Genomic DNA, 12,694 nt, shown 5'->3' on the forward strand with positions numbered 1-12,694 from the left:
ATTTTTTACCACTAAGACACTAAGACACAAAGAAGGTCTTAATTTCATGAGGGTTAAACAAACATGAAAGCTTTATGCATTTCTTTGTGCCTTCGAGTCTTCGTGGTAAGCTTTTGGTTCCGGCTTGTCCGGGTTAGGGGTGTTCGGGGTGAAATCGGTAATGAGTTTGTTGTAGATGGTCAGATTCGGGGCCAAAACGAAAAAATTGTTCAGGCCGTGGGCCAGATGCAGATAACTGATGAAGGCCCCCATCAACCGGGTCTTGCCGACTCCCGTTGCCAGGGCAAAGCAAAGAGAGGGGAAATCACGCTCAAATTCACTGACCGTTGGAAACTCGCTGCCGATAGCGGCCAGGGCTGATACCAGGTCAGTGCCTTTTCGGGGTGGAACGATTTCGGAGATCCTATCAAGGATTTCCAAAGAGCGGCGCTGCGGTGGTCGCAGGCTCAGACGTCCGGCAATGGCGTTAACGTGGCGGTTCATTGGTTCTTCCTTGTATTCTTTTTGGGTGGTTTTGCCGGCTTTAGCTTTTCTATCTTCTTGATCGACTCCAGGAAATCTATTTCCACCGGGCTCGTTTTCGCCAGTTGTTTCAGGCTGAATTGCTCATATTGTCTCTCAGCTATTTCAATAGCTATTTCATGGCTGATCTTGCCCGCATGGGTGAGGATATCCCGTTCGCTGAGCCGTAGAAAATCGTCGAGCCTGGCAATCCAGTCCTGCATGTACATGGGCTTCCGGTTACGGGCTTGGAGTTCTGCAAATTCCAAGTAGGCCGTCACGATCTGGTTGAGGGCCTCCAGTTCTTCCCCATGCAAATAGTTTCTGGCCACTCCAACATCGGATTTACGGGGTCGGCTGCCCCCCCAACTGGTTAGTCCCATGTGGGGCAACCCGGCATCGGCCCGTTGTGAAATGACCTCGGCCGCAGTTTGACCATGGGCGGCCCAATGCATTTTATTTTGAACGGTGTCAAAGAACTGTTGGGTTATCTCGGCACTGGGATTGTAATCAATGCTGATGGCATAAATATCCAGTACTTTCCGCCAAAATACCTTCTCAGAGGAACGGATGTCGCGGATACGTTCGAGCAATTCTTCAAAATAGATTCCCCCGCCCGCCTGCTTTAGCCTGTCGTCATCCAGAGTAAACCCTTTGACTATGTATTCCCGTAAGCGTTCGGTAGCCCAAATTCGGAATTGGGTGCCCCGCTGGGATTTAATCCTGTAACCTAATGAAATAACTACATCCAAGTTGTAGAAGGAGACTGCCCGTGACACCTTGCGGGTCCCTTCCTGTTGAACTATTAAGGAATCCTTAATAGTTGCCTCCTGGAGCAGCTCACCTTCTGCAAATATATTGCGGAGATGCATATTAATGTTAGGGACGGAAGTCTGGAACAACTCGGCCATTTGGAGATGTGTCAACCAAACAGTCTCCCCCTCGAATCGGACCTCAAGACGTGTTCTTCCGTCTTCTGTTTGGTAGAGAATGAATTAAGAATCTTTTGGAGGTTTATCGAAAGGTTTTCTCACAATTGTTTCTCCCCTGCGGGTTTGGAATTTACTATCATGGGTTTCCAGGATTCGCTACGCGGGGCGTAGCCATTTCCCAAAATAAATTAGGAGGTTGAGTTTTCAATTTCCGAGGCAATGCGTCGGAAATCTCTGTCTATTTATCTTTCATGGTTCCTCCTCAAAAAGGGTCAACTGCCCCGGCTTGGGCGGGGCCTTGGGCAGGTTTTCCACCGCAGGCTGTAGTCATCATGGCCCCACTCTCAGCGTTTCAAGACGGCATTGGGAATTTTTTTGATGGTCAAATTGGGGAACCGGTCAGATTTTCCGCGGAAAGCCGAACAAAGGACCAGCAAGGATCGGCTTTGGCCGACTTCATCATTTAAGGCCTGAAGCTGGTCATGGTTCAGGTTCTGAGTGGTCACATAGATGAAATCCTGCTCGGTGGAATGGCCGTGCTGCCAATAGATACTGTCGCTCGGGGCATAGATAAACCCCTCCAGCTTACAGATGGCCTCGGCCAGCATTGTTGCATTGTATAGTTTATTGATAACCCAGTTGCCCCACTTGTCCTTCTCCAAGAGAGACGGCGCCAGCCGGTAATAACGGAACCCTCCCCCGCCTTTCCAGTTGACGGCCTTGGTGATCCCCCCTTGATCCGTCCCGTCGATGACCTTTTTCATCCGCGGAATAATGTGGGTATGGCAATGCTCTCCCAACTCCACCATAATCCACCGCCGGCCCATCTTATGCGCCACCGCTCCGGTTGTGCCCGACCCGGCGAAGGAGTCGAGGACGATGTCGCCAGGTGAGGAAGAAACTTCAAGGACCCTCTTGATTAGTTTCTCCGGTTTGGGGGTTATAAGCATTTCGGTATCTGTAATATCTGCAAACAAAGCGCGAACTTCAGTCTTAGCCTGTGCGTTTGTACCGCAATCTTCGTGAAACCAAAGAGTGGCTGGAACAACCCCTTGTTTAGCTTCTGATAGAAACTTCTTAATGCGCGAAATGCTGCTTCCGACTTTACCCCACCAGACCCGCCCATCCTCATCCAACTCGTCAAAGGTTGGTTTGGAAATTCGCCAGAATGTACCTTTTGGTGGGTAAAATGACTTTCCTTTTGGTGAACGGATTTCATAGGTTCCTTGGCTGTAATAATTGCGAGCTTGAACGGCATTTGTCGTCCAGAGCCCACGAGGGTCGTTGTCGGGATTTGAGTATGTCTTGTCTAACTTTTCTGAACGTGGAAGGAGATTCCTCTGCCACTTCGAAGCATCCTTCGCATATAGTATGATGTAATCGTGCATGTCTGAAAAGTGACGAGCTGAATTTTTAACGGTAAAGATTTTTTTGCCAAATAATCGTAGCAATGAAATTTTGTCGCCCAAAAATTTCATCCATCATGACTTTAAAGTAATGATTTTCATTATCATCGATAGACACCCATACACACCCATCTTCAGAAAGAAGCTGGCGAATAATTTCCATCCTGTCGCGCATGAGGGTAAGCCAGATCGAATGCTCGATACCATCATCGTAATGCTCAAAAGCGCTGCCCGTATTGTAAGGAGGGTCAATATAGATACATTTGATCTTCCCCGAAAACTCCTGTTCCAGGGTTTTCAATGCCAGCAGGTTATCCCCGAAGACGAGCCGGTTATCAAAGATGTCCTTATCCGTCATCCGATGCGGGGCATGGTAGGACCTCTCCGGCTCCTCCAACAGAATCCTCGGCCGATTCTCCTTCCCGATCCATGTGAGTTCGAGTTTTTGGTTTTCTCGTGTCATAGCCAAATATTACAAAAGAAATTATCTCGCTATGTAAAGATTCTCGGATTCATTGTTTAATGCCCATCTACAGGAAAAATTCTAATCAAATGCTGATAATATTCTTGTATCCAGGCTGCATAATGCATGATACTGATTTTAGACCTAAGAAAATCATCAAAATATTCTTTAGCCTTTGCCTGCTGGTCCAAAAATAGGGCGTATCTAGCTATCCTAACTATATATTCATTAGAAGCAGGATAATGGCGGAATTTTTCTAGGTCCGTGCAGGCATCATTTAGGTGCCTTTCCATAACCTCTCTCAAATACGGTATGAGAGAAGATTCTCCGATCGATAGAATAAATCCCATACATTCGTCAACTATGTTTAAATCCGCCTCGATTGCTGTAAATAAATTTCCATGTTGTAACTGGATATCTTTGATGCTACGGAGGTGTTCGAAAATAACATTATAATGGTCCATCAAATCAATCTTCGTCATTTCTATTTTTTGTATCTTACGCAAATGCACCTTTTCTTTCTCCCAAAAACAGCGCTCCAACACACAATAATCCGGTAATCCCAAAACATATCGGTCTATTTCTTTTTTTGACTGGCCCATGAAATCTATCACCTGTCCGAACAGGGCTTCGAATGGCCCCAAATTTTCCATTATTGCTAAGTCTTTTAGAATAATAAAGATTTCTTTAATCGCATAATATCGATTAGAGAATTCCAAATTAAGAAATAATGAGAGATTTTGTCTAACCCAAAACAGTTTTTCGTCCCATCCGGATTGGTTGTTCCACCTAATCCGAAGTTCAGTGATTTCAAAAAAAAGGGCCTCTTGAGTCGAAAGTTTTGGGAGGATTTCGGTCCTTCCTCTGACCAGATTTTCTAAAAAAAGCGGTTTGTTTTTCAGTTGCCTGGCGTATTCAAGACAATAATTGTTGAATTTCAAAAGATCGTCAACATTTTCCTTGTCGATAAGGCCCGAATATCGTTCCATGAATGAGTGGGCTTCCTGAGTACCACCCGTTAACAAATGGACATCTATGATATTAGGAAAGACAATGTGGATAAGGCTTTTTATTTTAAACCGTTGTGCTATTTCTGCCGACTTCTGGTAATAATGGATCGCATTTAGAAAATTCCCAAGTATTCTCTCCATGCGTCCGAGATTATTGTAGATTAATGCCAAGGCTTCTTCCTTGCCCCCCTTGCAGTCGCCTATGGCAGATAGCAAATTTTGGCTTGCCGATTCGAATTCCCCCTTTCTTTCATTGAAAATAGACTCCAATTGAAGAATTTCAGGGCATTTCGGTATGCTTAGTTGCTCAAAAATGGATCTTGCCCTGTTTGTATCCCCCAATTGAAGGAGTGCAAAAACCTGTTTCTGCCTGACATTGCTTATTTCCTCTTCAAATAAAGGAAGATTAAGTATTTTCTCATATATTGCATATCCTTCCTTTGTTCGACCTTTCAGCACAAGATGATGGGCTTGCAGCATATCCCATTCCATTTTTCCTGGGACGCTATGTATATAGAAAGGTTTTTTGCCAAAACGACCTTCAGTGGTTCTATAAGCTCCATCATTAATGAGGGTTTTTAAGCGTGATATTGGGAAAGACTCTGGAAAGACAATCTTGGCTGGGGCAAGAAAGGTTAGAAGAAAATAGCCTGCGTATAAGGGTATGAGAGCGAATAACGTAGCCAGGGAGAGAGGCTTCAGGAAATACAGTGTTACCATCACGAGGGGAAAAAAGGCCAACAATATAATGTTGTTCCGATATCTCTTATGATTATATTTGGGGTAATATCGGAAAAAGGCCATCAGCAAACCGATCACTACCATCCACATTAATGGAATATTATGGGTTGAGATGGCCTTAATGAGTTGATCAACCATGTTGTTTTATCTGCTGCTATTGCAGCGGTCCCCTGCTTTTTATTTGGCGGGTTGCCTGACAGTCCATAAGACGGGAGCAGGATTTATACATTTCACTGCATCTATTTGCCAGCCGAACATCCGCCCACTCATCTTCCTATTGACCCCTCCTACAGCTTCCTTTCGATGTCCCCCGGATTTTATTATTCCCAGTTTATCCGCAAAACCTATCTTCTCTCCATAACCTCCCAATGCCCACCCTTGGCAGAACCAATGCGGCGTAGGCGACCCTGCCCTTTAAGTTTGTCGATCTGTTTCAATACGGCCCTTTTGGAAATACCAATGGCTTTCCCCAATTCTTCCGTAGTGATGGTACCATCCTGCCGGAGAAAATCGATTATTTTATCTTCGGTTTTTGGTGAACTTTTTAGTGAACTTTCTGGTGAACTTTCTCTCGGCGTTTTCCCCGAACTTTTTAGAGAACTAAGCTGCTCCTTCCGATGAACCGTGGCGGTGAACAGACAGCCTTCCCGATCATCGATAAAGTCGATATCCGGCCATCCTTCCAGTGCCCGTTTAATACCGGAGCCAAGTCCATGATAGGGTAAAAGCCCCTTGGCCACAAACGAAACCAGAATCGGATTTCGAATATTGGAAATACCTGTCCGTATTTTTTCTACCGTCAGGTTATTGGGCAAATGGCCAGGGCTGATGATCTCAATGCGGTTGTCGAAGATGAAAAGGCGAATAGAAGCGCTTACCAGATAGTCCCTGTGGATCAGGGCATTGACCAGAAGCTCTTCAAAAACCGATTCCGGGATCTCCGGCAGACCCGGCGCATTGACGCCACGGCCAGCCTGCACTTTATGCAAATTGCGCATGACAAAGGCCAGGGAATCATCAAATACCTTGCGCAGGGGACCGGAAAAATCTTCGGTATCCACGTAATCACTGACATGGATTTCGTTGCCGGGATAACGAATGGCCTTGATAATGAACTGGGGTTTGATCCACTCGGGACGTTCGGCAAAAAGAAGGACGCCTGCAAGATTTAGTTGTCCGTCATCGGTGGCCAGATTCATATTCTGTAAAAGCCGAAGACGCGCGGCGGCCGAGTCGGGATACTCCAGCTTGTAGACATCGCGAAGGAAATCGCGAAAGCGCAGTTTGTCAAGTTTGTCTATTTTTGCTTTAGTCGGCAATTCATCGGCATGGAATTGATCGGAAATCTGAAACAATCTGCGCAGTTCTTCCTTGGAATTGACCCGCCGTTTGTCCGCCCCGCATTTCAGCCAGATGACCCCATTTTTATCGAAGTAGGGTTTGTCAATTCCTTTAGGCACGGTCAATACGATGATGATCCGCCCATGCGAAATCAGAACGTTTTGGGTCTGCACGGTCAGAGGACTGCGAACCAGATGGCTGGCCGCATTGCTGATAAGCTGATTGATTCTGGTCACATCCTCCTTACTCAGACCGGGTATCGAACCGTCATCGGCCACACCAATGAAAATCGTTCCTCCTTCAGAATTGGCAAAAGCGGCCATTTCCGAGGCCAGGGAATCGCTGTTCTTTATATTGCCCTTAAACTGGCGGGTACTGTCTTCCCCCGAAGCGATGAGGGAATATAGCTGTTCTTTTTTCAGGTTATCTTTCATCCTTCACAATTCCATCGATAAGCATTTCGATGCATCTATTTCAGGTCCTACTATCATCATTTTTCCACTTCCTTCATCGACCAGCCTTTCAATATAAAATCGTCACTAATGGAAAATAATCAAATTTCACTTAATCCCTTAGAATCAGAATAAGGGATGGCTGCCCCGACCGGTTTATCCTGCCAAATCTTTTCCCGGTGGGCGGCTGCATAAACTTGTCGATCTTCAGGGAAGGCTTTGACGATCTTCCGGATGATCTGCAATTCTTCATTAATCAGGTGTCCAGCTTGGGTTTCGTCCGCTTTTCTAATTTCCTCAACCAAATCCCGGTAGTTATTGAGCTGCGGCCCTAAAGGCAGGGCGGCATACCCGGCCCCGGTCATACTGGTGCCCAGGTCGCGAAAGGCCAGCATATCCGCATACCAGAGGTACTTAGCCGCATAAAGCATCTTATCGGTTTTCCGGAGAAGTGTCCTGCCCAATTTCTTTTCAAAGGTTGTTAAAACCAATTTGATCCGTGGTATGGAAAATGGTCGGTTTCCTGAAAAACTGTCTTTCAATCGGTTTCCCGTCAGGTGAAGACGAAGGGCATGGTCCAGGGACTTGCTCTGGATCAGCCCGGTTTCCCAACGCTTGATGCTGGCCACGCCGATCTTTAACCGATCCGCCAGTTCCTGTTGGGTCAGCCCTCTTTTTTTGCGTAACGCTTTAATCTCCTCCCCGGTAAGAAGTCCGGTCCGCTTACGGAAGGTCTCGGCCAATTCCTGTTGAATAGCGCCGGTGGAATTAATCGTTCCTCCCTCCAACCCGCATTCCGGGCAGACATAAGCCTCAACCTGGCAGGGAATCTCCATTCCTCGAAAGCTGACGGTTTTATTTATTTTACGGAGTTTCATTTTTTCATGCCCGCGAGGGCAATTCAAAGCCTTCATACATCCTCCTACGGTTGTCTGCTTTTATGCAGAGAAACCAGCCACAACACCCCAGTGCTCAAGGCAAACTTAAAATAGATGGGGCACTTAAAACGCAGGCTGATTACTTCAAAAGCAAACAGTTCCAGATCCTTGATGATTCGTTCGTAAGACCTTTGGGGTGGTCTGGTGCCCACATAATGGTCTGGAGAAATCAAACCCAATAGTTCGGATAATACCGGCTTCAATTCCTCCTTAACGAGGTAACCCAGTTCCAGGGCATCAGAAGCGGTGGCTTCCTGATTAAGAATACCTATCCGCCCATCAGCCACAGCCTCCTGGGCCTCTTTGATTCGTTTGATGATCTCCTTATCCGATGGTCTTTTCATGAGGATAAAGTATCAATTGATACCTTGTCAAGTATTATTTGAATCAAAAAAAGTTATCCTTTTTCTAATAAGCTGGAGCATCCCGGATTCTTTCACGAACTGTGATGATCGAAAAATAAATTCGTCTAGGGGCTTTACTCTGTCTTATTGATATCTCTACAAATCCCTCAATTAATCTTCCACTGTATCACAAACAATGTTTCTGAGCGTATCTTCTGGGTAAGTTTTCCTTCAATATCCGCAATCAACTGCTCCCTGCGCCGGTCGATCTCGTCCTGGGCATCGAAGAGGGCGCGCCGTTTGCCGTTTCGGAGGGACTCAAGGGCCTTGATCTGTTTTTGACCGGCCAGTTTTTCCTCCAGACTGAGAGCCAGGGTAGCTGACCGTTTAGCTTCTTTAATCTGCCGGTCCATGTCCTTGATCTCCCGTTCGAGGGCTACTTTTAGGTCATCGGCCCAGCCATCCAATTTTTCCGCCTCTATTTCGAAGAATTTGGCGTTTCGTTCTGAGATACTGCGCTGTATGTCCGTCCTTCGTTGTCCAACCTGGACCTGAAGCTTTTCACCTAATGGTGATGAGGGTAAAGGCGAAACGGATGAGGCCGGAAGGGAAAGGAGACTCCGGGTCGTGTCCTCATCAAGCATTTCCCCAACACCGTTTCTTCCCGGAAGTAATCTACCAGAGCCGAACGCATGTCCGCAGTACGCGACCCGGTGACCCGGTCCGTGCCCTGGTGGCGGTTTAACCAATCGGTGTATATCCGGCGTGATTGCTCATCATTATTCGACCCGTTAAAGAGGACAATGCCTTCGGCATAAGGACTGTCGGACAGGATTCGAAGCAGATATTCCTGGGTGCGCCGGGATTCGGTAAAAACGATAGCCTTGCGGGCCGTCCCCAGCCGGTCGGCCTCTTCGAAGGCGTGATCCAGGGCGACGAGGAGGGCATCCCCTTTGGCATTGTGGGTAATCGAGACTGCCAGGTTATGAAACGATTCCAGATCGGCCAGTTCTTTGACAATGGCTTCCCTGCCGGCCACTGAGAGAGGCTCCGGATCGGATAGTTCCTCCGTCCATTCTTCGGATGTTTCATTGAGGGACTCATAATCCTTTAGGGTCAAATCCTAAATGTACACAAAATTCCCAGTTCATTGTTGTCTAAGATGCTGCTGACTAAGTTGCCCCACAAAGAAACCCCCATTTCATTTGAAAAAAGGGAGGCTTGTTGGACTGCTTCATAAACAAACCTTTCGGTTAGAGGTTGCCGGTTTGAAGAACGCTGACTTTGGGATGAACAAAATAAAAACATATCCATCACTTGAAGTCAAATCAAAAGGAGATTAATTTATGTAGGAAATCCCCTATTAGCAGAATAACGCCAAAGGTCATTTCTTCCCGCCATGTTTGTCCCTTTGTTTGGTCTATTGGGGTTTTAGGGTTCGTTGGGTTTCTCGGCTTCGTTGAGTTTGTTGGGTTCATTGAGCCACCGCTCCAGCCGTTTCCCTGTCCCGATTTTCATTAACCGCCCGAAGGATCCCTTCCTCAGAGACTGGAAGGTTGTCCCAGGAAACTCCTGGCTTTAAGCCCCTTATGGAGAGTCCCGATGGCGGTCATCCATCGGCTGTTTAGTCTTGCTTTTCATCGACCCCCGCTTCCTTCGCCAGTTTCGCGATGAGGTCGCGCCCTTTTGGGGTGAGCCGGCATTTCTGTTTGCTGCTTGTGGGTTTGCCGGAAATGGTCATTTCGATCACACCGGCAGTCAGCGCCGGAACAAGATAAGCCTCCCGAAAGTAGTCTTCATGCCGGAGGGACAGAGCCTCCTGGATGTCCGCATGTTTCCTCTCCCCAATGAGTACCTTCAGGAGCCTTTGAACTTCCCCGGTGACTTCCCCGGCAATTGTCCCGGTAAGTTGGCCTTCGATTGCCCAGGCGAGTCCGTCTCTCACCCCTTCACCTCCCAACGGCCAGCCTTGGTTGAACAGCATGGCGGATGATTCCGGATTTGGTCAGTTTGCCGCGGTGAGTTTGACCATTTCTCTAAAAACGCAACGTCTTCATGATGCCGGATGAGCGGTAGCTCAGGTTTCTGCATTAGCCAAGGGGACCTTGAAATTGATTGACAATTTGACGATTAAAGTGTAGGTATTTTAATACAAAAGTAGATTTTTGGCACGGATTTCACGGATTACACAGTTAAAGCCATGGGGTATCCCTCGATCTCGTTAACTCTGGATTGAGGGTTTAATATGAAAAATTGTTAAAGAATGCGGAGAATTCTATGAAGGGTTGCTGTTAATGTTAATTTTTTAAGGGATAAGAAATGGCCAAAAAAAACATTAAGGATTATTATTGTAATGTGATCAGTGAACCCGTTAAGATTTTTTTAAAAAATAAGGTTAACATCGGCCTTAAATATCAAAGAGACTATTTTGTTAAATGCAATCAGGAAGAGTGTCAATATGTAGATAAAAATACATTGCCCTGTCCTTTAGTGATAGAAATGTTTAGTATACCTAACGAAGTCTGAGCCCGTCCTAATCATCCGGGCCACTTTCTCTCAAGAACAACTAACCTATCTCCCGGAAAAATTCCGGATCCTCTACCGTTCCAAAGGTAATAAGTCAATTGATCCTCCAAAGAAATCCTGATAAAAATATGCCATTTGTCTGTTTTTGTCTTGACTCTGAGGAGGGCTTTATAATATAGGATAAAAACCATTAACCCCTTGGAATTTACATCCCCCCATCCGGATTAGGCCCGAATAGCTTAATGGATACTGGATGGCAAAAGCAATTCTTCTAATAAAAACAATAAACGACTAAAGGCCTTCAAGGCAAAGGTTGAAGCCATTTCCCGGTTCTGAAAAAAGGCATTTGGCGCACCTTGATGGGAGATCCTGACTTCATCATGATCGACGAACCGACCGAGAGCCTGGCGCCCATGCTGGTCGATCAGATGGGTAAATTGATGGAGGAAATTGTCCGGCGGGAGGTCTCGGTATTGCTCGTAGAACAGAAATTGAGCATCGCCTTGAAGATTTCCAAGCGTCTGTACATCATGGGACATGGGCGGATTGTTTTTGAGGGCTCGCCGGACGATCTGAAAAACGATCAGGCCATTCGAAAAGAATGGCTGGAAGTCTAAGCATAAAACCCCGAAGAAAAGGTCTGCCGACCCAGGGTAACTTTTCCAGGCCGTCCCATTTTACCGTGGGGCGGTTTTTTATTCTGAAAGGATAGGCGAATAGCGATGATTGAACCAGGAAGAAGCACGGATAATCCAAAACACCCGCTTCAAGGTATCTTTGTTGTCGAATATGGGGTCTTTCATGCCGGCCCCGGAGCTGGGGCCATCTTGGGGGACCTTGGGGCGGAGGTGGTTAAAATCGAAGGCCCGGAGGGAGACCCGGAACGATACTGGACCAAGGTGGGCAGCCTGGACCTGGCCATGCCGAACGGCGAGAATGCCATATTCCAGTTTTCAAACCGGAACAAGCGGTCCCTCTGCCTGGATATCACATCAGACAAAGGCCGCTCGATCCTGGAACGTCTGGTGGCGCGGGCGGATGTCTTCCTGACGAACGTCCGACGGTCCACCAAGAAGAAATTGGGCATTGACTACGAAACCCTCAAGGCGATTAATTCCCGTATGATTCATGCCAATGTGTCGGGTTACGGGCCGGAAGGGGCCTTGTCGGATCTGGGGGCTTTCGATCCTCTGGGCCTGGCCAGATCGGGAATGATGTTTGCCACCGGAGACCCGGAACCCAGACTCTTGCACATCGGCATCCTGGATCAGGCCACGGCCATCGCCGCCAGTCATGCTATCATAACCGCCCTCTATGCACGGGAACGAAACGGTTCGGGCCAGGAGGTTCACGTTTCCCTTTACAGCGTAGGACAATGGATTAATGGTGTGAGCCTCATGGTAAACAGCCTTCTTGGGATCGATCCGATCGTCCCGGAAAACCGCGCCGTTCACTCTCCGCTGCGCAACCGATATCGGTGTAAAGACGGGGAATGGATCATCTGCACCCATCATCCCGAGGAAAAATATTGGACCCTGTTCTGTGAGGCGATCGAGCAGGGGGCTTGGCTTTCCGACCCACGGTTCGCCGATGCGGAAAGTCGAATAATCAACCGCGCCGCCCTGATCGAGATCCTGGACAGGATATTTGAAACCAGAACCAGCGAGGAATGGATGGAGATTTTTGTGGTCAGAGGGCTCATGTTTTGTCCGGTGAAACGGGTCGGGGATATTCGAAACGACCCGCAGGCCCTGGACAATCGGTATATGGTGGATTTTCAAGATCCGGACCTCGGCCCGCTCAGGATTCCCGGCTACCCCATCCACTTCAGCGCCCAGACCGCAGGAACCCGTTCTCTGGCCCCGGTTCTGGGCCAGCACACTACGGAAGTCCTTAGGGAGATGGGCTATGGCGACGAAGAAATCGAGGCTCTCAAAGGGGAGGGGGTCATCCGCTGAGATCTGAAAAAGGAAGCACTATCGACAGACTTAAAGGTGGATCACTCAGGGCAGGAGTGCCCGCCTGGACCGAGGGCCTTAA

Annotated in this window: 9 protein-coding genes and 3 pseudogenes; 2 read left to right on the forward strand and 10 right to left on the reverse strand. The window is 47.6% G+C overall.

Annotated elements, in window-relative coordinates; all coding sequences use genetic code 11:
- Nucleotides 1-135: 135 nt before the first annotated feature.
- The 10 genes and pseudogenes from HY879_00805 to HY879_00850 form a co-directional block, all read right to left on the reverse strand.
- Nucleotides 136-483: pseudogene (locus HY879_00805) on the reverse strand (DEAD/DEAH box helicase family protein).
- Nucleotides 480-1,412, reverse strand: coding sequence for a virulence RhuM family protein (locus HY879_00810; protein MBI5601874.1), 933 nt, complete (start codon nucleotides 1,410-1,412; stop codon nucleotides 480-482). The pseudogene HY879_00805 and the gene HY879_00810 overlap by 4 nt, the downstream one beginning before the upstream one ends.
- A 365-nt stretch (nucleotides 1,413-1,777) precedes the next feature.
- A pseudogene (locus HY879_00815) lies at nucleotides 1,778-3,302 on the reverse strand (site-specific DNA-methyltransferase).
- Between the two features lie 56 nt (nucleotides 3,303-3,358).
- The gene (locus HY879_00820; GenBank protein ID MBI5601875.1) at nucleotides 3,359-5,191 is read right to left on the reverse strand and encodes a tetratricopeptide repeat protein; all 1,833 of its coding nucleotides are present in this window, start codon (nucleotides 5,189-5,191) and stop codon (nucleotides 3,359-3,361) included.
- A 206-nt stretch (nucleotides 5,192-5,397) separates the two neighbouring features.
- Nucleotides 5,398-6,816, reverse strand: a complete 1,419-nt coding sequence (locus HY879_00825) for a putative DNA binding domain-containing protein (GenBank protein MBI5601876.1) — start codon at nucleotides 6,814-6,816, stop codon at nucleotides 5,398-5,400.
- Between the two features lie 131 nt (nucleotides 6,817-6,947).
- Nucleotides 6,948-7,760 carry a helix-turn-helix domain-containing protein gene (locus HY879_00830; protein ID MBI5601877.1) on the reverse strand — a complete coding sequence of 271 codons (813 nt, stop codon included), beginning with the start codon at nucleotides 7,758-7,760 and terminating at the stop codon, nucleotides 6,948-6,950.
- Between the two features lie 8 nt (nucleotides 7,761-7,768).
- Nucleotides 7,769-8,128 carry a hypothetical protein gene (locus HY879_00835; GenBank protein ID MBI5601878.1) on the reverse strand — a complete coding sequence of 120 codons (360 nt, stop codon included), beginning with the start codon at nucleotides 8,126-8,128 and terminating at the stop codon, nucleotides 7,769-7,771.
- 167 nt (nucleotides 8,129-8,295) lie between these two features.
- Nucleotides 8,296-8,595 carry a hypothetical protein gene (locus HY879_00840; protein ID MBI5601879.1) on the reverse strand — a complete coding sequence of 100 codons (300 nt, stop codon included), beginning with the start codon at nucleotides 8,593-8,595 and terminating at the stop codon, nucleotides 8,296-8,298.
- A 98-nt stretch (nucleotides 8,596-8,693) separates the two neighbouring features.
- Nucleotides 8,694-9,167, reverse strand: a complete 474-nt coding sequence (locus HY879_00845; protein MBI5601880.1) for a hypothetical protein — start codon at nucleotides 9,165-9,167, stop codon at nucleotides 8,694-8,696.
- 585 nt (nucleotides 9,168-9,752) lie between these two features.
- A complete protein-coding gene (locus HY879_00850) occupies nucleotides 9,753-10,073 on the reverse strand; it encodes a hypothetical protein (GenBank protein ID MBI5601881.1) in 321 nt (106 codons plus the stop codon).
- 925 nt (nucleotides 10,074-10,998) lie between these two features.
- Here HY879_00850 and HY879_00855 point away from each other — a divergent pair.
- Both HY879_00855 and HY879_00860 read left to right on the forward strand, forming a co-directional pair.
- A pseudogene (locus HY879_00855) lies at nucleotides 10,999-11,271 on the forward strand (ABC transporter ATP-binding protein).
- A gap of 105 nt (nucleotides 11,272-11,376) precedes the next feature.
- The gene (locus HY879_00860; GenBank protein MBI5601882.1) at nucleotides 11,377-12,612 is read left to right on the forward strand and encodes a CoA transferase; all 1,236 of its coding nucleotides are present in this window, start codon (nucleotides 11,377-11,379) and stop codon (nucleotides 12,610-12,612) included.
- The last annotated feature ends 82 nt before the right edge of the window (nucleotides 12,613-12,694 follow it).

The sequence above is a fragment of the Deltaproteobacteria bacterium genome (assembly GCA_016219225.1).
In the GTDB taxonomy this organism is placed as follows: Bacteria; Desulfobacterota; RBG-13-43-22; order RBG-13-43-22; family RBG-13-43-22; genus RBG-13-43-22.